17 protein-coding genes are annotated in these 19,334 nt (G+C 62.4%); 9 read left to right on the top strand and 8 right to left on the bottom strand.

Going from position 1 to position 19,334, the window contains the following annotated elements:
• The first annotated feature begins 73 nt into the window (after positions 1 to 73).
• The 4 genes from K1X71_18100 to carA all read left to right on the top strand — a co-directional run bounded on the left by K1X71_18100 (position 74) and on the right by carA (position 4,033).
• Positions 74 to 745, top strand: coding sequence for a redox-sensing transcriptional repressor Rex (locus K1X71_18100; GenBank protein MBX7075059.1), 672 nt, complete (start codon positions 74 to 76; stop codon positions 743 to 745).
• Between the two features lie 110 nt (positions 746 to 855).
• The gene (locus K1X71_18095) at positions 856 to 1,074 is read left to right on the top strand and encodes a hypothetical protein (protein MBX7075058.1); all 219 of its coding nucleotides are present in this window, start codon (positions 856 to 858) and stop codon (positions 1,072 to 1,074) included.
• A 182-nt stretch (positions 1,075 to 1,256) separates the two neighbouring features.
• Complete coding sequence (locus K1X71_18090; protein MBX7075057.1) at positions 1,257 to 2,543, top strand: aminotransferase class I/II-fold pyridoxal phosphate-dependent enzyme; 1,287 nt, start codon at positions 1,257 to 1,259, stop codon at positions 2,541 to 2,543.
• Between the two features lie 368 nt (positions 2,544 to 2,911).
• Positions 2,912 to 4,033, top strand: a complete 1,122-nt coding sequence (gene carA, locus K1X71_18085; GenBank protein MBX7075056.1) for a glutamine-hydrolyzing carbamoyl-phosphate synthase small subunit — start codon at positions 2,912 to 2,914, stop codon at positions 4,031 to 4,033.
• 5 nt (positions 4,034 to 4,038) lie between these two features.
• On the opposite strand, the gene K1X71_18080 is transcribed toward carA, so the two are convergent.
• The 4 genes from K1X71_18080 to K1X71_18065 are packed head-to-tail and all read right to left on the bottom strand — an operon-like array spanning position 4,039 to position 8,848.
• Positions 4,039 to 5,430, bottom strand: a complete 1,392-nt coding sequence (locus K1X71_18080; GenBank protein ID MBX7075055.1) for a hypothetical protein — start codon at positions 5,428 to 5,430, stop codon at positions 4,039 to 4,041.
• Positions 5,431 to 5,442: 12 nt separating this feature from the next.
• Positions 5,443 to 6,354 (bottom strand): hypothetical protein, encoded by a 912-nt coding sequence (locus K1X71_18075; GenBank protein MBX7075054.1) that lies wholly within the window; start codon positions 6,352 to 6,354, stop codon positions 5,443 to 5,445.
• Entirely contained in the window at positions 6,347 to 7,570 is a 1,224-nt protein-coding gene (locus K1X71_18070) for a formylglycine-generating enzyme family protein (protein MBX7075053.1), read from the bottom strand. Before K1X71_18070 ends, K1X71_18075 begins: the two co-directional genes overlap by 8 nt.
• Before the next feature lie 12 nt (positions 7,571 to 7,582).
• A complete protein-coding gene (locus K1X71_18065; protein MBX7075052.1) occupies positions 7,583 to 8,848 on the bottom strand; it encodes a hypothetical protein in 1,266 nt (421 codons plus the stop codon).
• A gap of 307 nt (positions 8,849 to 9,155) precedes the next feature.
• Here K1X71_18065 and K1X71_18060 point away from each other — a divergent pair, with 307 nt between their 5' ends.
• Genes K1X71_18060 through K1X71_18045 form a run of 4 tightly spaced genes read left to right on the top strand, consistent with a single transcriptional unit; the run spans position 9,156 to position 12,105 of the window.
• Positions 9,156 to 9,623: a hypothetical protein gene (locus K1X71_18060; protein MBX7075051.1), complete on the top strand. Its 468-nt coding sequence runs from the start codon at positions 9,156 to 9,158 to the stop codon at positions 9,621 to 9,623.
• 22 nt (positions 9,624 to 9,645) lie between these two features.
• A complete protein-coding gene (locus K1X71_18055; GenBank protein MBX7075050.1) occupies positions 9,646 to 10,005 on the top strand; it encodes a hypothetical protein in 360 nt (119 codons plus the stop codon).
• Positions 10,002 to 11,435: an iron-sulfur cluster-binding protein gene (locus K1X71_18050; protein MBX7075049.1), complete on the top strand. Its 1,434-nt coding sequence runs from the start codon at positions 10,002 to 10,004 to the stop codon at positions 11,433 to 11,435. Before K1X71_18055 ends, K1X71_18050 begins: the two co-directional genes overlap by 4 nt.
• Positions 11,425 to 12,105, top strand: coding sequence for a lactate utilization protein (locus K1X71_18045; protein ID MBX7075048.1), 681 nt, complete (start codon positions 11,425 to 11,427; stop codon positions 12,103 to 12,105). The genes K1X71_18050 and K1X71_18045 overlap by 11 nt, the downstream gene beginning before the upstream one ends.
• 25 nt (positions 12,106 to 12,130) lie before the next feature.
• Here the strand turns inward: K1X71_18045 and K1X71_18040 are convergent, their stop codons facing one another.
• The 4 genes from K1X71_18040 to K1X71_18025 all read right to left on the bottom strand — a co-directional run bounded on the left by K1X71_18040 (position 12,131) and on the right by K1X71_18025 (position 17,630).
• On the bottom strand, positions 12,131 to 13,612 hold the full coding sequence (locus K1X71_18040) for a B12-binding domain-containing radical SAM protein (GenBank protein ID MBX7075047.1): 1,482 nt from the start codon (positions 13,610 to 13,612) through the stop codon (positions 12,131 to 12,133).
• 39 nt (positions 13,613 to 13,651) lie between these two features.
• Positions 13,652 to 14,956, bottom strand: coding sequence for a glycosyltransferase (locus tag K1X71_18035; GenBank protein ID MBX7075046.1), 1,305 nt, complete (start codon positions 14,954 to 14,956; stop codon positions 13,652 to 13,654).
• 192 nt (positions 14,957 to 15,148) lie between these two features.
• Positions 15,149 to 16,540 (bottom strand): asparagine--tRNA ligase, encoded by a 1,392-nt coding sequence (gene asnS / locus K1X71_18030; GenBank protein ID MBX7075045.1) that lies wholly within the window; start codon positions 16,538 to 16,540, stop codon positions 15,149 to 15,151.
• A gap of 40 nt (positions 16,541 to 16,580) precedes the next feature.
• Positions 16,581 to 17,630: an FAD-dependent oxidoreductase gene (locus K1X71_18025; GenBank protein ID MBX7075044.1), complete on the bottom strand. Its 1,050-nt coding sequence runs from the start codon at positions 17,628 to 17,630 to the stop codon at positions 16,581 to 16,583.
• A 250-nt stretch (positions 17,631 to 17,880) separates the two neighbouring features.
• Between K1X71_18025 and K1X71_18020 the strand changes: the two genes are divergently transcribed.
• The coding region (locus K1X71_18020) for a carbon starvation protein A (protein ID MBX7075043.1) at positions 17,881 to 19,334 on the top strand (1,454 nt) is incomplete at its 3' end.

Here is a 19,334-nt window from a genome sequence, read left to right as displayed (position 1 = left end):
CGTCGAACCACGTTACCCGGCTGGGGTCCATTTGCCGCACAACGATCATGCATTCGGCGAATCAGCCGCCCCGATCGACGCAACGCGGGGTGCGAACGAGGCCAACAAGCCCGAGGTGACGGTACCGAAGGCAGTGGTTAGCCGTTTGAGCCTTTACTTGCGCGAGCTTCAACAGCTTGTCCGCGATGGGCACCAGACGACCAGCTCGAACCAGCTAGGCAAAATGCTGGGATTCACCGACGCGCAGGTGCGAAAGGACTTGGCCTACTTCGGACATTTTGGCTACCCAGGCATTGGCTACCGCTGCGACGAGTTGATCGGCGCGATCAAGCGAATCCTGGGAACACACCTGCAATGGAATGTGGCGCTCATCGGGGCAGGCAACCTGGGGCGAGCCTTGTTGGGCTACAAAGGGTTTCAGCAGCAAGGCTTTCGGGTGGTGGCGGCGTTCGACAACGACGCGAGCAAGGTGGGGGACAAGATCGAAGGGGTGGAGGTTTTTCATCTCGACGATTTACCGAGGCTGACCAAATCGCTCAAGATTCGCCTGGCCATCGTGGCGGTGCCGGCAGTGGCGGCGCAGGGGGTGGCCGATCGCCTGGTGGCGAGCGGCATCGATGGGGTGCTCAACTTCGCGCCGATGACGATCTCGCTGCCGGGCACGGTCCGACAGGTAGGGGTCGATTTGGCAATCGAACTCGAACAACTTGCTTTTGCGGTGGCTAACCGACAAAGCGAGTCGTAGATCGCCGGATTGCTTTGCCAAAGCGATCTTCGGCGCTGCCTGACAGGATTCACGAATTGGCGAGCGGTAGAATGCTGTAGGTAATGCCGTTTACTTCCAAGAACCAAGAAATGACGATCCAACAGCTCAAGGCCATTCACGACGCGCAACCATTCACACCGTTTGTACTGCATACTGCCGACGGACGGTTTTTTCCCGTCCCACATCGAGATTTTCTATCCCATTCCCCAGGTGGCCGGACGCTGGTTGTCTATCGCGACGACGAATCGTTTAGCATCCTGGATCTGCTCCTGGTGACGGAGATCGAAGTTCCGCGACCGATGCAATAGGCTGGGGAGCAAGCATAAATGGTCGCCCAGCGCGAACCTATCGACCGCCGCTACGACTCATTGCAAGGCGGTGCGCACTGAAGCATCGTCGCCGCGCCTTTGTTTCTGGAGGGCGCCATGTGGTATCTTTCTTGTTAGATGATGCTTGCGCCGGGAATGTTTGCGCTATTTGATTGCGGTGTATGTCGAACGATTCGCACAATTCAAACTCTCCGAGCGCCCCCTTCAAGATTGAAGTGGCGGAGCGGGTCAAGCGGCTGCCACAGGCCTACCTGTTCGGCAAGATTAACGCGCTGATGTACCAGAAGCGTCGCGCGGGCGCCGATGTGATTGACCTGGGCATGGGCAATCCACATGACCCGCCAAGTGATCTGGTCATCGAAAAGCTGTGCGAGGCGGCGCGCGAAGCGGAGAACCACGGTTACAATCCGTCGATTGGCATCCTCAATTTGCGCCGCGAAGTCGCCGGCAAATACTTGCGAAAATATGGTGTGCGGCTCGATCCCGAGAGCCAGGTCATCGTATGCCTGGGATCGAAAGAGGGATTCAGCCACGCGTGCCTTGCCCTGTTGGGACCAGGAGACTCCGCGATTGTGCCGGCGCCGAGTTACCCGGCCCACGTCTATGGCGTGACGCTGGCGGCAGGCAATGCGATTGCGCTGGAAATTGCCGACCCGCAAAAGTACCTGTCGAACGTGGCCTACTCGTGCCAGCATCTTTACCCGCGGCCCAAGCTGGTGATCGTCAATTTTCCGCACAATCCGTCGGCGGTGACGATCGACCCCGAGTTTTATGTGGAGCTGGTGCAACTAGCCAAGCGTTACGGCTTTATGGTCATCAGCGACATGGCGTATGGCGACATTGGCTTTGACGGGTATCAGCCGCCGAGTTTTTTGGCCACTCCGGGGGCGCTCGACGTGGGGATTGAGCTCACCACGATGAGCAAGGGCTACAACATGGCGGGTTGGCGAGTGGGCTACGCGACCGGCAACGCCGAGATGCTCAAGGCTTTGGCCACGGTCAAGGCGTACTACGACTACGGCATGTTCTTGCCGATTCAAGTGGCCGCGATCGTGGCGCTGCGCGACACCGACGCCGCAGTGGAGGAGCAAGCGCGCATGTATCAACGCCGCCGCGATGTGCTGGTGGAAGGATTGCGACGGCTGGGATGGGACATTACGCCGCCGCGGGCTGGGATGTTTGTCTGGGCCAAGATCCCGCCGCGCTGGACGTCGCAGATGGACTCGGTGAACTTTGCGATGAAACTGCTGGAAGAGGGGGACATTGTGGTATCCCCTGGCGGCGGATTTGGACCGGCGGGAGAGGGCTTTGTGCGCATGGCCCTGGTGGAGAACGAAGCCCGCCTGCGCCAGGCATTGCGGCAGATTGGCCGTTGCCTGGGGACAGAACCCCACAGCGCCGCAGCAAGCGCCGTCGAGCAGGCGCACGAATCGGAGATTGCCGGCTAATTTGCGGGAGCGGCCACCGCAGGTTTGTGTGGGCGCAAAAAAAAGAGGGTTCTTGTTCGCCGGGACAAGAACCCTCAATTCGAGGCTGTCCGGCCGAGCAATCACTTGCTCTCACCGGAGACCCACAGCCATAGTCGTCGTATCGGAGCGATTAGCGCGCGACTTTACTTCGACCGCCGTTGGCGGCGGCGCAATTCGCAAGTTGGCGAACTTCGCCCGTTAGAACCGGCACGACACGGCGCAAGCGGCTTCTCGGCCCCTGCCGAGAGCGCCTTCGGTCTGTTATGATCGGCCAAGTTTGCGCCAGCGCGAATTGCCGTCTGGCGCCATGCGTCTTGCTTGCTACCACACACAGCCCCCGCACACTTATGTCGCGCCCCGCCAAGCTCGCATTGGAAGATGGAACCGTCTACACCGGTTTGGCCTTTGGGGCCGAAGGAGAAGTGGATGGGGAGGTGGTCTTTAACACCTCGATGACCGGCTATCAGGAAATATTGACCGATCCCAGCTATCGCGGACAGATCGTGGCGATGACGACGCCGCTGATCGGCAACTATGGCGTCAACTCGCAGGACTTGGAAAGCGCCAAGCCGCACTTGGCGGGCTTTGTGGTGCGCGAAGACAGTCGACTGGCGAGCAATTACCGGGCAGAAGGTGGGTTGGGCGATTATCTCCGCGCGCATGGCGTGGTGGGAATCGCCGGCGTCGATACGCGGGCGCTGGTGCGCCGCACACGGACGCACGGCGCCATGAAGGGAATCGTTTCGACGCTCGACCTGGACGACACTAGCCTGGTGGCTAAGGCCCAGGCGAGCCCCGGACTGGTCGGGCGCGATTTGATACGCGAGGTGATGCCGTCGCAATCGCGGCTATGGAGCGAGCGCTTGCACCCGTTGGCGACAGAAACATTCGGACGACAAACCGAAACATCGGGCGAACCGCATGTGGTTGCCCTCGACTTTGGCATGAAGTGGAACATCCCTCGACACCTGGCCGACATGGGATGTCGAGTGACGGTGCTGCCTGGCACATCAACCGCCGCCGAGGTGCTGGCAGAGCGGCCTGACGGCGTGTTCTTGTCGAACGGACCGGGCGACCCCGAACCGCTTGACTATGCCATCGACACGATTCGCGGCGTGCTCGGCAAGCAGCCGGTGTTTGGCATCTGCCTAGGGCATCAACTGCTGGCGCTGGCCTGCGGCGCCAAGACGTTCAAATTGAAATTTGGTCACCGAGGAGCGAATCAGCCGGTGATGGACCTGAGCAACGAAAAGGTCGAGATCACATCACAGAATCACGGCTTCGCGGTAGACGAAGCGTCGCTGCCCGATTGCCTGGAAGTGACGCATCGCAACCTGAACGACCAAACGATCGAGGGATTGCGGCATCGCGAGTTGCAGGCGTTCAGCGTGCAATACCACCCCGAGGCTTCGGCTGGTCCGCACGACAGCAGCTATTTGTTTCGGCGATTCCGCGAGATGCTCGGTTAGTCGGCTCATTCGCCGAACAGGGCGCAGACCACTTCGATAGCGTGCTGGGCTCGCGCTGCGTCTTGTTTTTCTGGTTCCGAATTGCACTTGCGGTACGTGGCCAACGCGCGGCGAATATAGTGCTCGCGCGATTCGTTGAGCTGGGAAGGGCCCAGCTTGGCCAGCGTCGTGGGCCACAGCTGCTTGAGGCGATCGAGCGCGGTCTCACTGCCTGACAGGGCGGCAAAGACGGTGTCGTCCAAGAGTTCCAAGGCTTCGACCGTGCGGTTCGCCGGTTGGCTGGCGGCGCTCCAATCGTTGTCGGCGGCGCGAATCATCGTGTTGCTTGATCTGGTTCGGGTATCGGATTTTGAGGGTTCGATTCGCGGGCGCGCGGTTCGCGAGGCGCCTTGACCAGCCAACAGCCGATCGATTCCCGGTCGGCTGACGGCGGCATCGGTCGCGCCCACTTTGGCAAGACGCGGAAAGACGCCGCGGGGTTCGCCTGGCGCGGGCTGAAAAACGGCGGGGCGTTCGGGGCTTTCCAACTGACGCAGCAGGCTATCGGCGAGATTTTGGAGTTGCGGCAGCCGGAGAGTAGTGCGTTCAATGGCCAAGTGCGTGGCTAGAGTGTGGGTTCCTCCTTTGAGGACCGCTCGCAGGTAGCGTCCCCAGGGGGTGGGCTGCACTGTGGAACGCGTGTCGCCCACCTGATGGACCAATGTTTTGGCGTCGCGGCCCAGACGCCGAAACTCGGGGAGTTCTTGATCGCTGGTGAGGATGCGAAAGGGACGCCGTGGCGAGGGCTTAAGGCCGGTGGTGAAGGAGAACTCGCGACGGCACTCCACCGGCAGGCAGTTGAGCACCGCAGCCAAAAGTTGCTGCCGATCGCGATTGGCGATGAGCACCAGCCGATCGCCCGACAATAGGACGTCGACGCATTGCAGCACCGCCTCCAAACCCAGGGCGTTAGTCGTTTCGGCGAGCAGCGCTTGATCGACGGCGGGGGTTTTGCCGGCCAGCCGGATTGGTTCCAAGCTGGGGGGGATACGCTCAAAGGGCTGCATGCGCCCCTGGGCAGTAGCCGCGCGCAGCACGGCAAAGGGATTGTTGGCGAAGCGGGCTAAATCGTCGGCGGCAAGCACTAAGAATTGCGTGTAGACGCGCAGTCCGCCGCGGCGGCTATATTCGGCGCCGGCGTGCGAACTGCGGCCGACGCAAAACCGCCCGCTGGCCAGCGGATGAAAATTAACGCTCACGGCGGTGCGGCCATCTTCGACCAGAGAGTCGTGCGAGGGTCCCCAGGTAAGCAGTTCTTGCGCTTCGTCGGCGCGGACACCAGCGCTCTTGGCGACGAGTCGATAGCCGTCGCCCGAAGAGCTTTCGGCGGAGGTGAAAATGGCCTGCTCAATCAACATGCGTGACTCCCATTATTTGCCCAGGCTGCGCACCAGCCATTCGAATGGTTCGGTGATGCCATGCGGCTCGATGCGCAGCGGCACGCGGATGCGACCGGCGCGCGGCAGCAGTCGGAAAGCGGTGCCGCCCGCCACGCCGGTAGCGAAGAACTGGTGCTTGGCGAAACGCTCTTGGGCGTGCTGCCACAGGCCCGGCGTGCGCGTTTGCGCGAAGTGGGACGGATTTTCGAACGACTCGGTGCATTGGTCGGACTTGGTGAAGACGAGCGCCACTGGTCGTTTGGACCAACCGGTGCGGGGGTCGTCATCCAGCTCGCAGAGGTAGCTGAGCAGCTTCATGGTGAAGTAGTCCTGCTCGTGGGCGCCGATGTGCACCTTTTCGGCGTCGACCAGGATCAAGATGCCGGCGCACTTCTCCAAAAACGTGCGAATAATGGGATAGGTGTGAGGGTGATCGACCTCTTCGAGGATGGCCTCGCCCGCCATGTCGGGCATGATGAGCTCGACCGGCTTGCGGGCCTCGGGCGCTTTGACCTGACAATGCACCCAATTCCAGCGATCGGGTTCGTTGGGGGTCTTCGAGGGAAACTCGCAGCGGGCCAGCGCGCCGATCACCGTTTGCTGCAAGGTGATCGAAAAGGCGCCGCGCGCGAGCAGTTGCATGCCGGTCGATTGTCGCGAGAGCATATCGATGAGCATGCCGAGATAGACCGTCTTGCCGACGCCGCTGGGCCCGATGGTGGCCAGCATGCGTGGCTGAATCTTCTGGCTGTTGGCCTGGTGGGCCAGCGCCATGGGGGCGAAGCAATGACGGCAAAGCTCGGCATCGTAGGTGTTGCCGCCGCCGCAGACGTAGCAGGGGATTTGCACCGCGTAGGGAAGCAGGCGGTACGAATCGAGCTCCAGGACGCCCTCTTTATTCATGGTGGGCCTCCACTGTTTCGAGTTGGGATTCTTCTGTGGGCTCGTCGGCGGCTTCGACCGGGCAACTGACGTCGCACAAACTCACTGCGCAGCGGAAGCCAATATTGGCAGCGCGCGCCGTGGGGTCTTCGCCGCTTTGAAACTGGCAAGTGGCGTGGTTTTCGAAGTAGGTGTCGAAGGCGCCGCCACGGATGCTCTTGAGCACCGTGGGGAGCACTAGCTCCTGATCGAGAAAGCTAAGCGCCCCAAAGTTGCTCATGGTCCATTCCCAGACATTGCCAACCATCTGGTAGACGCCGCCGACGCTGACGCCATCGGGAAACTCGTTGACCGGCACCACGTCGCCAATTCCGGCCGCCCAGAGATTGGCCTTGGTGCGATCGAGCGCGTCGCCCCAGGGGAATCGGCGTTGCGGCCGTTTGCTCGCGGATAGTTGCACGGGCCAACTGGCGGCCTTCTCCCACTCGGGATCGGTGGGAAGCCGCTTGCCGGCCCAACGGGCGTAGGCCGTGGCCTCGTACCAGCAGACGCCCGTGACTGGGTGATGCTCGGTTCCGGGGAGAAAGCGGCTGTCGCTCCAAAAGCGGGGGCCCGGCAGTCCGGACTGATCGACAAAGTCGAGCACGCCGGGCCAAATTTCCGGGTCCCAGAGGCCGATTTCCTCGTAGCCGCCAGAGCTGACGAATTGCTGGAACTGAGCGTTGGTGACGCAGTGTCGATCGAGCAGGGCGGGCTCGACGCGGACGACGATGCCGGCGGGCTCATCTTCGTCTTCGTAATCTTCCGCGAATCGTTCGGCGCGGCGCGGCGCGGCGCCAATGCGGACCTCGCCGCTGGGGACCAGCGCCATGTTGTTATCGAGCGCCGCGCGGGCGGCGGCAAATTGCGCCGTGGTGAGATTGCCGACGATCTCGGGGCGCAACAGCAACGCATAGCGGTGCTGCTCGATCATCTGCGCGATCAGATCTTGAGCGTTGGCCGGTTCCGCCGCGGCGTTTTCGCGCGGAGCTGAGTCAGGCGGTTTGGAGGGGGTTGTCGCAGGAGGCGATTTTGGGCGACGCCCGGCGAAAACCCACCAGTCGGCCACGCTGTAACCAGCGGTGGCCAGGCCGGCGGCGGCCAGCCACCATTGATTGGAATAGCAGGCCAGACCGGCGGTGGCGGTACCGAGCGGCATGGCCACCAGGTCGAGTTTGGAACGGATGCGATTCACCATGGTGCGATCTCGTTATGCCACTTCTTGTTTGCCGTGGCCCCCGTTACGACGCTGAATACGATCCTTCTGCAGTTGCTGGAACTGCGCCATGACGGCGTCCAGGACGGGATCTTTGTTGGCTCGGACCCCAGCGCCGGCCTGCGGCGCCGCGGCGGCAATGCTGGGAGGAATGCTTTGCAGCGCGGCCTCGCGCTCGCTTAGCAACTGCGATTGCGTTTCCAGCGCGCGGCGTAGTTGTCGCAGTTCGCCGGCCCAGTGCGCCCGCTCCTCGCTCATGCGGCGCCGCTCTTCCTCGGCGTCGTCCAGCAGTTCGGAAGCTCGATTGCGGACGGTCTCGAGCTCCAATTCCAGTTCGTTGCGCTCCTGCAGGAGTTGATCGACGCGCGAATGCAATTCTTCCGACGCCATGCTACGCGTGCCGTCGAGCTCTTCGCGAAGCTGGAGTATTTCGGCGCGGGCGTCGGCCAGGTCAATCGCCGCCGACGCCATGCGGCTGGTTTGCCGACGCGCTTCGGTGAGATCGGCCTGAAGCTGCGACAGCTGCTCGCCCAGGCGACGCTCGATGTCTGGGTTAGACGAGTTGCGCGCCAGCTCTTCGACCTGTGTCGAGAGATCGGTGAGTTGCGACAACAGCTCGTCGCGCTCCTGGCGGACCTGACCGAGTTGCGCGCGCAGGGAGCCGGAATCGTGATCGCTATTGGCCAATTGCGACTTGAGCTGCGCGAGCTCCGCGCGGGCCGCAGTGAGTTGCTCGAGCCGCGTGAGCAGCTCTCCGTGTTCGCGCTCAAGCTGCTCGATGCGGCCCGCTTGCTCGGTATTATTCGCCGCGCCGGCGTGCTGGGCGTCGGCCTCAAGCTGCTGGCGCGAGGCATCGAGGGCGGCGCGTTCGGCGTCGAGCTTTTGCTGGCGGGCCGCCAGCTCTTTTTCAATGCCGGACTGTTCCGCCAGCCAGTTTTGTTGGGTTTGTTCCAGCTCGGCGACACTCGCTTGCAGTTGCCCCTCGAGCGTCTCGACCTGGCTTTCGCGCTGTGCAATGGCTAGTTCGCGCTGGCGCAACATGGCATCGCTGGCGCTGGACTGGTCGCGCGAGCGGCGAAACTCATCCTCGACGGCGCTGACTTGCTGCTGCCGCTCGAACAGATCGGCGCGAAGTTCGGCTAGCTCGTCGAGCTGCGCCAACAGTGCGCGCTCGGCATCGCTGGTCGAGCCTTCCAGCTCGGCGACGAGGCCTTGGACCGCCGCAGCGGCCTGCTGCTGTAGTGCGAGGATTTCGGTCAAGGAGATTTCGCTGTCGAATGACGGTTCGGCGCCGCTCGGAAACGAGTTGCGCCATGGAGACGAGTTGTGCCGTGGACGTGGGCGAACGCCCTGGGCGGATGGCTTGGGACAAGACTTGAGGCAATCCGCCAAGAGAACCCTAGGTCGCGTATTGCGACAGAGCAAATGATCGGAAAAACAACCGCAATCGCGCGTCAATTCGGCCATTCTGGCGAGTCTGGCCCTTGCATGAGCGGCGTGTTATGTCATTCTTTTTGATAGCCTTTGGGGTGAAATGCGCGAAATTGATCGACAGGAGGCACTAGCCATGTTGAAAAAACGCCACATGCATTGGTCGGCCGCGGCCCTGCTGATCGCCGCGACGACGTTGGACGCCGAGGCCGGATTGTTTCGCGGCGCTCGCCAACCACAGCCTCCGGTGGCGGTCGAGGCGCTGCCCGCGCCGGGCTCGCCTGTCATGGTCGTTGGCGCGGCGTTGCCTGCCGGTTGCTGCCGCCCGGTGTGCGTGCAGTATCGCGACCATGCCAAGCGGTCGGTTTGCTGCGATCCTTGCACCCCCGACATTAAGACGACGCTGGTGGTGTGCGACCCCTGCACCGGTTGCCCGGTGGCGATCGATGTGTGTCTCCCGGGTTGCTGCACCGATTGCCCGACCGTGAGTGAGCGTTGCACGCTGATTGGTCGCGGCGCGATCACCTATTGCTGGAGCTGCGGCTTTAGCGCGACGTTCCGGTTTCGCAAACATGGCGACGTCGTGGTGATCTACCGCAGCTAAGGCGACTGGCAAATCACCGCGCATGGCCAATTCAAAACGCGATCGCAAGCCGCGTGAGGCGCCGCCGACCCCTGAAAGCCGAGCCGCGGATTTTGTGACCGTGGGCTGGCTGCTGTCGGCGCTGACAGCGCTGATTTGCAACGTGATCTCGGTGTTGTCGAGCGTGGCCGTACGAGGTTGGCCGGACGTAGCCGGATTGCAGGTCTTCGCGGGGCTAACGCAGTTCGCCGCGCTGGTGGTGGGGGCGATCGCATTGGCCCTGCTCGCGGTGGTGCGTACGACTCGGGTACAATCGCCGCCACCGGGGCTAGTTGCGCTAACGATTGTCATTGCGCTACTTGCGCCGGCGCTGTTCTTTGTTCGCTTCGCAGGCTGGCTGTGACCTCCACGGGCTACGAAGTTCACGAGCATCACGAGTTTCTCGCGGCCAGCGAGCGCGCGCTGGCCGACGCGAATCTGCAACTGGCGCTGGCCAATCTGGGCGACACATTGGGGCAGCGAAATCGAGACGCGTTTCGCGCGTTTGCCGGCAGCGACGCGATGCGCGACGCCGCACGGCGCATCAAGGACGAGACCTTGGCCGACCTGGATCGGCACCTGGCCACGCTGGACGACAGCGTGCGGCGTCGCGGTGGAACGACGCACTACGCGGCCGATGGCGACGAAGCGCGGCGGATCGTGCTGGACATCATCCGCGCCCATGGCGGGCGCAAGGTGGTGAAATCGAAATCGATGACGACCGAGGAGATCCATCTCAATCCGGCGCTGGAGGCGGCGGGGATTGAGGTGGTGGAAACCGATTTTGGCGAGTACATCATTCAGGTGGCTGGGCATCGGCCTTCGCATCTGGTGGCGCCGGCGGCTCATCTGACGGCGAGCGACGTGGCGACGATACTCAGTCCGCGCGCGCAGGCGCCACTGCCGAGCGACGCCAATCAACTGGCGCAATTCGCGCGCGGGCAGTTGCGGCATGAGTTCGCCACGGCCGACATTGGCATCACAGGCGCGAACTTTGCCGTGGCCGAGACTGGCTCGATCGTGCTCATCTCCAACGAAGGCAACGCGCGGCTGACCACGGCGCTGCCGCGCGTGCATATCGCGATCATGGGGATGGAGAAGGTGATTCCGCGGTGGGATGACCTGCCGGTGTTCTTGAAGGTATTGGCGCGAGCCGCCACGGGGCAAAAGCTGTCGGTCTACACCTCAATCATCTCGGGCGCGCGGCAGAAGGGAGAACTGGACGGCCCGGAAGAGTTTCATTTGGTGGTGCTGGACAACGGCCGCTCACGGATTTTGGCGGGGCCGCTACGCGAGAGTCTGTTTTGCATTCGCTGCGGGGCGTGCTTGAACGCCTGTCCGGTGTATCGCAACATTGGCGGCCACGCGTATGGCGGGGTGTACTCGGGGCCGATTGGCGCCGTATTGACGCCGCTATACGACGGTCTGCAAGGCAACGAAGATTTGCCGCACGCTTCGAGCCTTTGCGGCGCGTGCCAGGCGGCCTGTCCGGTGCGCATCGCGATCCCGGAATTGCTGGTGCAACTGCGGGAAGAGTTGCATCATACGCCGGCAGGGGAAGGCTTCATGGAGGGTATCGCCTACAAGACCTGGGCGTGGATGCTGCGGCGACCTTGGGCGTATCGATTGGCCACCTGGTTGGCCACTCGCCTAGTGGGGCGCTGGACACCGAGCGGTTGGCTGCGGCGGTTGCCGGGGCCGCTGGGCGGCTGGACCGAGAGCCGCGATTTTCCGGCGCCGGCCAGCGAGCGCTTTCGAGACTGGTGGGATCGCGAGGGGCGCCATGGAACGTGAAGCGTTTCTTGCCCGCGTGCGCGAAGCGGCCCAGGCCGGACAGCTTTATCGGGTTCATACCGAGACGACAGAGCGGACCGCCGGGCGAGGCAACATCGGCGGCGACTTAATCGGTCGCTTGGCGCAGGAAATTGAAGCGGTGGGAGGGCAAGCGCATCGAGTGGCGTCGCTGAGCCAAGCGCGTACTTGCGTGGCGGAGCTGTTGGAGCAGTGCGCAGCTAGCAGTGTGCTGTGCTGGAAAGACGACACGCTCGCCGCGATGGGGCTAAGGGAGCTGTTAACCGAGCGCGGCATTGAGCGTTGGGACTACGATCGCCTGATTGCTCTCGATGCTGGTGACCGGCGACAGGCGCAACTAGCGACTGACGCGGGCATTTCTGGAGTCGATTTCGCCATCGCGGAAACGGGCAGTTTGGCGCTGTTGTCGCAACCGGGACACGAGCGCAACGCCAGCCTGTTGCCGCCGGTGTACATCGCTGTGATGCGACGCGGCCAAATTGTCGCCGACCTGTTCGATCTGTTTGACGAACTGGCGGCGCGTGGGTTGGAGAAACTGCCGAGCAATCTGGTGTTCGTCACCGGGCCGAGCAAAACCGGCGACATTGAATTGAAGCTGACCACCGGCGTACACGGACCAAAGCATTGGCACGTGGTGATTGTCGACGAGTAGCCAGGCGCACTGTTCCCTGCACCGGCTAGTGTTCTACCTGGGCGTCACTGGTCTTGCGGCCATGCGGGCGACTATGCGCGTCGTCCTTGCGTAGCCCGGATGTGCCGTCCAAGATTTGCAGACCTGGGCGGGCGTCTGGTTGCCCCGCCGCCGGCTCAACGGGGCCGGGCGTCGCACTGCGGAAATACGGCAGGCGCTGCAACAGGGGAAACAAGAGATGCGCGTTTTCCTGGAGGTACTCCCAGCGGAAGTAATAGCGGGCGAAGCAGCGCGCATGCTCGTCGGCGACTTGCTCGATGGTCAAGTGCTTGTACTTCATCACCGGGTTGTAGACCGAGTAGCGGGTGTAGTCGAAGTTGGCGATTTCCTCCTTCACCTGCTCGAAGAACTCTGTGCCCGGATACGGAGTGACCACGTTGAAGTTGGCATAGGTGGGGCCAACCGCCTTGGCGTACTTGAGCACGTTGCGAATCGATTGGACGGTGTCTTCGGGGAAGCCAACCATGAAACCCGCGACGGTGCGAATGCCCATTTGGCGGCAGGCAGCCACAAATTCCCGCTGGCGATCGTCCTTGATCGGCGCGCGCTTGTACTGGCGCAGCGTGCCTTCGTCCGGAGTTTCGATGCCGACCGTGATGCTGGTCAGACCGACTTCGCGCAAGGCCTGTAGCGTTTCGGTCTTCATCAGGTCGATGCGCGTCTCGATGGAGAACTGAATCTTGCGCGGCAGGCGGCCGATTAGCTCGGCGACCCGCAGGGCGCGTTTGCGATCGAGACCGAACAAGGGATCGCGGAATTTGAACGACTGAAAGCCATAGCGGTCGATGCCATGACGAATCTCGTCAACGACTAGTTCTGGCGTACGGAAGCGGGTGGCGTTCTCGACCACAATGTAAGGGCAGTAGTTGCAGGTGAAGGTACAGCCACGGCTCTGCTGAATGAGCCCGGTGGGGAACTTCCAAAAGTCGTAAGCAATGCGAAACTTGCCCGAGTTGAAGGGACTCCAATCGGGATAGGGCAGGTCGTCGAGATTGCGGACGCTGCCGACCGAGACGATCTTTTCTGTGGAGGAGAGCACCTCGTCGAGCTTCCAAAGCAGTTGCTCGCACTCTCCTTTGACGATGGTGACATCGAGATCGTGAAACGCCTCGGGCAAGGCATGTCCCATGATGCCGGTGACGAGCACACGGGCGCCGGGGTTCTCGGCGAGCGCCTGGGCGATCATGCGGCGTTCGAGATTAAGCGTGATGAGCGAGGGGTTGAAGACGTAGAGATCGGCGCCGGCGGGGAGCGCGTCTTCGACGTAGGTCACCTTGTGACCAAGTTGACGAAAGATGGCGGCCATGTAGGCAAAGGCGAGCGCCGGGGGGCGATAGTCGCGCTTGTACATATAGCGCACAAACTGGCCGAGTGGTCCGCCACGTCCGTGGTACTGACCGACGCCGTATCCTCCGGCAAAATCTTTGGAGACGTCCAGTTTTCGCGTGTCCCAGAGGACGATGTGCATCGCGAGGCTCCTATCTGCGAATCGACCGCGGGCTGAAGCTCAACCGGGCGGCAGTTTTTGTTGTTTGTTTTGCGAGGAATTGCGCGACCGCGCGCGGCGGCCCATGTGCGGGGCCGGTATCGTTGGGTGCGCAGCGGGAGCGGGCCGTTCGATCTGTCCGCCGGGGAGCAGTCGATAGCGATTGCCGCGCCAGGTGATGCTGCTGCCGAAGAGCGAACTGACAATGGCCGCCAGGTTGAACAGGCCGCAAACGGGCGCGGCGACGATATCGACCCAGCGGGCACGCGCCAGTTGACTCTTCAATTGCGGCAGGCAGATGGCCGCCATCTGCTGGCGGAGGTAGCCGCGGACTACGTGGCTGATCCACAGGGTGGCCGCCACCGCAGCGGGCGCCCAGGCATGGTTGGCGCCAATGGCAATGCCCACCATGGCAAGCAACAGACTTCCCCACAGCACGGCGGTGGAAAGCAAGGCAACCGAGATTGCGCCTGCCCACATGCGGGTCGCATACACACGGCCAATGAGATATTGGCGGCGCAGGAACTCGAAGGCGTCGGCGGTGGTGGATTCGAGCGGCGATGCGACCAGACAATTGGGTTCGAAGACCGTCAACAGGCCGGCGCGGTTGATGACGCGGCTGGCGACCAGATCGTCGCTGAGGGCGCCGTGCCACGCCTCGCGAATGCGGATATCGAGAAAGGTCTTTTTCCGGATGGCCCAGGAGCCGCCCCAAACGAGTTGATGGCCGCCGGGTCCAAGCAGGCCGGCCGCGAAGGCGTTGATGGTGGCCAGCGCGAAGGCCGCAGGATGGTAGTTGGTGGGGACGAACCAGCGATAGCCGGTGACGGCGCCGACATCTGGGCGATCGAGCCGGACCACCAGAGATCGCAACCAATGCGGAGTGGTTTGCGCGTCGGAATCGACAAACGCCAAGTATTCGGTCTGGTTTGGCAGTTCGGCGGTGGCGGCCAGGAGGTTGTGGACTTTTTGACCGCTGTGCGTGGCTCGCCCGGCGATGCAAACTCGGGCCGGCACGCCAGGGCGCTGAGCCATCGCGGCGCGAATCGCAGGCAGGGCAAGATCGTCGGCGGATTCGACGATAAAGACGACTTCGTAGTCGGGATAATCTTGTTCGAGTAGCCGGAGCAGGCTGGTCGTCATGTCGGCGTCTTTGCCTTTGCAGGGGGCAAAGAGCACGGCATGGCCGGAGACGGCTTGCGGCTTGGCGCGGCGACGGCTGCGCGCGAAGCGGCGGTTCTCGAACCCGTGCAGCGTGAACAACCCCGCCTGCACGAGCGCGGCGGCAGCCAGCGCGAGATACAGCGAGACCCAGACAGCTTCCATGCCGCTTGCGCCTTGAGTGAAGTCGTACCCCCCGCCAAGAGCGGGGCGCGATTGGGGAGGCAGGATAGTGCGCCGGGGCGAATGCGCCTAGACGAGCCGCGCGGGATGGGGCCAGTTGGGGAAGCTGGCGAACAGCACGCTGAAATGCGTCGGGCCGCTGGCGGCGCCAGCATGTGGTGCGATTTGTGTTGGCTAGAACTCGGCGTTGCCGGGAGTGCGAGGAAAGGGGATCACATCGCGAATGTTGGCCATGCCGGTGATGAACTGCACCACGCGTTCCAGCCCGAGCCCAAAGCCAGAGTGGGGGACGCTGCCGTACTTGCGCAGTTCCAGGTACCACCAATAATCCTCGGGATTCATACGCTGCTCGCGGATGCGCGCTTCGAGCACGTCGAGGCGCTCCTCGCGCTGACTACCGCCGATGATCTCGCCGACGCGCGGCACAAGCACATCCATGGCGCGGACGGTGCGGCCATCGTCGTTGACGCGCATGTAGAACGGCTTGATGGTCTTGGGGTAGTCGTACAGGATCACCGGCCGGCGGAATTTTTGCTCGGTGAGGTAGCGCTCGTGCTCGCTTTGCAGGTCGATGCCCCAGCGGACGGGAAACTCGAATTTTTGATCTGCGGCTTCGAGGAGGGTAATGGCCTCGGTGTACGTGAGCCGCACAAACTCGTTTTGGATGACGTTTTCCAGGGTGGCGATGACGGAGTCGTCGATCCGCTCGCGGAAGAATTGCATATCTTCGGGCTGTTGTTCAAGCACGTCGCGGAAGACGCGTTTGAGGAACCGCTCGGCCAGTTCCATGTTGTCGGCCAATTCGAAGAACGCCATTTCGGGCTCGATCATCCAAAATTCGGCCAGATGGCGCGAGGTGTTGGAGTTCTCGGCGCGGAAGGTGGGGCCAAAGGTATAAACCTTGCCAAGCGAGCAGGCGAAGATCTCGGCGTTCAATTGACCACTGACGGTGAGAAACGCGGGGCGGCCAAAGAAATCTTGGGAGTAGTCGACCCCCTCCTCGAACTTGGGAATCTTGGCGAGATTGAGCGTGGTGACACGAAACATTTCGCCGGCGCCCTCGCAATCGCTGGAGGTGATGATGGGCGCCTGGATGTAGAGAAAGCCCTCGTCTTGAAAAAAGCCGTGGATCGATCGCGAGACGCAGTTGCGTACGCGAGTGACCGCTCCGAAGGTGTTGGTGCGCGGCCGGAGATGAGCGATGGTGCGGAGGAACTCAAAGGAGTGTTGCTTCTTTTGCAACGGATAAGTCTCGGGGTCGGACAAGCCCAATACGCGCACCTGGCTGGCCGCCAGTTCGGTGGCCTGGCCCTTGGCGGGAGATTCGCGAATTTCGCCGCGCACCTCGACGCTGGCGCCGGCCGAGAGGTGTTTGATCTCTGACTCGTAGTTGGCCAGATCGGCGGGCGCCAGCACTTGCAGGTTGCCAAACGCGCTGCCGTCGTTCAGTTCCAAGAAGCTGAAGCCGGCCTTGGAGTCGCGGCGAGTGCGGACCCAACCACGGACGACGGCTTGTTGGCCGATCGACTCCGGCAAGCGAGCCTTGGCGACGGTCAGGTGCGACATGGTCCGAATCTCCGCCGTGCTTAACTGAAATACGAACGGCTCACTCAAAACCCTTGGCGGCGAGCCAGCGCTCGGCGTCGAGGGCGGCCATGCAGCCGGAACCGGCGGCGGTGATCGCCTGTCGGTAGTAGTCGTCGGCGACATCGCCGGCGGCAAAGACACCATCGATGCTGGTGTAGGTGCGCTGCGGCGTGGTCCACTGAACGTATTTTTTGTCGGTCAGCTTGAGCGCCCCTTTGAGGAAGGCGGTGTTGGGGGTGTGCCCGATGGCCAAGAAGACACCGGAGGCGTCGCGCGTTTGCGTTTCGCCATTGACGGTGCTCTTGAGTTGCACGCCGGTCACGCCCGCCTTGTCTTCGCCCAGCACCTCGCTGAGCGCGTGATTCCAGACGACTTCGATCTTGGGGTTATCCAGGGCGCGCTGGGCCATGATCTTGGAGGCGCGGAGCTCATCGCGACGGTGAACCAAGTAAACGCGGCTGGCGAACTTGGCAAGATAGGTCGCTTCTTCGACGGCGGAATCGCCACCGCCGACGACGACCAAGGGCTTGTTGCGAAAGCGCGGCAGCGCGCCATCGCAAACGGCGCAGGCGCTGACGCCACGGTTCTTGTAGGCGTTTTCCGACGGCAGGCCGAGGTAGTTGGCCCTGGCGCCGGTGGCTACGATCACGGAGAGGGCCTCGACCGCGTTGCCTTCTAGCGAGGTGAGGCGAAACGGATGGCTGCCAAACTCGACAGCGACTATGTCGTCGGTGATGATGCGCGTGCCGAAATTGACGGCCTGCTGGCGCATCAGTTCCATGAGTTCTGGGCCGCTGACACCTTCCTTTTGATGAGGCGCCATGAGCTGGCGCTTGTCGGCGGCGATTGAGTCGTCGAGATAGCCCTCCAGGTTGCCGTGGGGGAAGCCGGGGTAGTTTTCGACCTCGGTGGTGAGGGAGAGTTGCCCTAGCGGCAAGGTGCCGGCCAGTCGATTCTCCTCGGTGATGGCGCCTTCGTAGACCAACGGCGTGAGGGCGGCGCGAGCGGTGTAGATCGCGGCGGCCCAGGCAGCGGGCCCGCTGCCGATGATGACGACTTTCTCAGCCAACGGTGTTTCCTTTCGCGACGACCTGTGCAAAGCCTCAAGCGGCAACAACGAACGATCCTTGGAAGCGTGCAATTATAAGAAGTGCGGATAGGGCGTCTATGTCTCAAGTTGTCTGGCGTCATGGGGTTGGGTATCGTGACGCAATCGAGCAGTCAGGGAAGGCGATGGCCGCTCGCGTCGCAGCCCATTCTCTGCCCTGTGCCGCATCGAGACCTTCTCTACATATTGTTTCATTGCTGGATTGCGTTGCATGAGCCTATTGGTCGTGGTGATCGCGTCGGCCGCTTGTTTGCTGGTGGCCTATTGGACCTATGGGCCGGTGCTGAGCAAGCTGTTGCAGCTTGACCCAAAGGTGGAGACGCCGGCGATGGCGCTGCGCGACGATGTGGACTATGCGCCGATCGAGCCGCGATTTTTGTTGACGCAACATTTTTCGGCCATCGCGGCAGCCGGTCCGATTGTGGGGCCAATCTTGGCGGGGGCGATGTTTGGCTGGGCGCCGGCATTGATCTGGATCTTGATCGGCTCGATCTTCATTGGCGGCGTCCACGACATCACCTCGCTGACAGCCTCGGTTCGGCACCAGGCGCGTTCGATCGCCGAGGTGGTGCGCGACCACATGACGCGACGGAGTTACGTGCTGTTTTTGACGTTTGTCTGGCTGGCGCTGGTGTACATCGTGGTGGCGTTCACCGATGTCACGGCGGCGAGCTTTGTGGGTTCGATCCATTTGGACAATGGCCAGACGGTGTCGGGGGGCGGCATCGCCACGAGTTCGCTGTTGTACCTGGCGCTGCCGATATTGATGGGTCTGGCGCTGCGCTACACGAAAGTTTCGTTGGGCTTGGCGACGGTGATTTTTTTGCCGCTGGTGGGGCTCTCGATTTGGGTGGGTCAATATTTTCCGCTGGACGTCGCCTCGCTATTGGGTGTCGACACGGCCACCGCACAGCGCTATTGGGGAGTGGCGCTACTGTTGTATTGCTTTGTCGCCTCGGTTGTGCCGATGTGGCTGCTCTTGCAGCCGCGTGGGCACCTGGGGGGATTCTTTTTGTTCATCGCGCTCGGCGGCGGCGCGCTGGGACTCATCTTTGGCGGCGAGACGATTCAGTACCCGGCGTTCAAGCCGGTGAACGCTGCGCAACCCGTGTTTCCGATCCTGTTCATCACCATTGCCTGCGGCGCCTGCTCGGGATTTCATTCTTTGATCGCGTCGGGCACCACTTCGAAACAGTTACGGCGCGAGACCGATGCGCGGCTGATTGGTTACGGCACCATGCTGATGGAGGCGATGGTGGCCGTGGTATCGTTGTGCTGCATCATGATGTTGCCAATCAACCATCCGTCGTTGGCGGGAGGCGCCAAGCCGAATCTGCTGTACGCGCTGGGCATCGGCCGGTTTCTGGAAACCCTTGGCATACCGGCCACCTTCGCGGTATCGTTCGGCTTGATGGCATTCACGACGTTCGTTTACGACACGCTGGATATTTGCACGCGGCTGGGGCGCTACATTATTCAAGAGCTGACCGGTTGGCAGAGCCGCGCGGGCAAACTCTTTGCCACCGCGCTGACCGCCAGCGTGCCGCTGTTCTTCTTGCTGCGGCAGCCGCTCGATCCGTCGGGCAAGCTGACACCGACGTGGATGATCTTTTGGGAGTTGTTTGGCGCGAGCAATCAGCTCTTGGCGGCGCTGGCGCTGATTGG

This window comes from Pirellulales bacterium (assembly GCA_019694455.1).
Taxonomy (GTDB): Bacteria; Planctomycetota; Planctomycetia; order Pirellulales; family JAEUIK01; genus JAIBBY01.
The sequence above is the reverse complement of the archived record's forward strand: the minus strand, read 5'-3'. Positions and strand labels throughout refer to the sequence as shown.

Excerpts from the sequence above, each read along its gene's own strand:
- K1X71_18070 (MBX7075053.1), bottom strand. The coding sequence starts at position 7,570 with ATGGTGAATCGCATCCGTTCCAAACTCGACCTGGTGGCCATGCCGCTC.
- K1X71_18090 (MBX7075057.1), top strand. The coding sequence starts at position 1,257 with ATGTCGAACGATTCGCACAATTCAAACTCTCCGAGCGCCCCCTTCAAG.
- K1X71_18045 (MBX7075048.1), top strand. The coding sequence starts at position 11,425 with ATGGAACGTGAAGCGTTTCTTGCCCGCGTGCGCGAAGCGGCCCAGGCC.
- K1X71_18055 (MBX7075050.1), top strand. The coding sequence starts at position 9,646 with ATGGCCAATTCAAAACGCGATCGCAAGCCGCGTGAGGCGCCGCCGACC.
- K1X71_18075 (MBX7075054.1), bottom strand. The coding sequence starts at position 6,354 with ATGAATAAAGAGGGCGTCCTGGAGCTCGATTCGTACCGCCTGCTTCCC.
- K1X71_18095 (MBX7075058.1), top strand. The coding sequence starts at position 856 with ATGACGATCCAACAGCTCAAGGCCATTCACGACGCGCAACCATTCACA.
- K1X71_18060 (MBX7075051.1), top strand. The coding sequence starts at position 9,156 with ATGTTGAAAAAACGCCACATGCATTGGTCGGCCGCGGCCCTGCTGATC.
- K1X71_18040 (MBX7075047.1), bottom strand. The coding sequence starts at position 13,612 with ATGCACATCGTCCTCTGGGACACGCGAAAACTGGACGTCTCCAAAGAT.
- K1X71_18035 (MBX7075046.1), bottom strand. The coding sequence starts at position 14,956 with ATGGAAGCTGTCTGGGTCTCGCTGTATCTCGCGCTGGCTGCCGCCGCG.
- K1X71_18080 (MBX7075055.1), bottom strand. The coding sequence starts at position 5,430 with ATGTTGATTGAGCAGGCCATTTTCACCTCCGCCGAAAGCTCTTCGGGC.
- asnS (MBX7075045.1), bottom strand. The coding sequence starts at position 16,540 with ATGTCGCACCTGACCGTCGCCAAGGCTCGCTTGCCGGAGTCGATCGGC.
- carA (MBX7075056.1), top strand. The coding sequence starts at position 2,912 with ATGTCGCGCCCCGCCAAGCTCGCATTGGAAGATGGAACCGTCTACACC.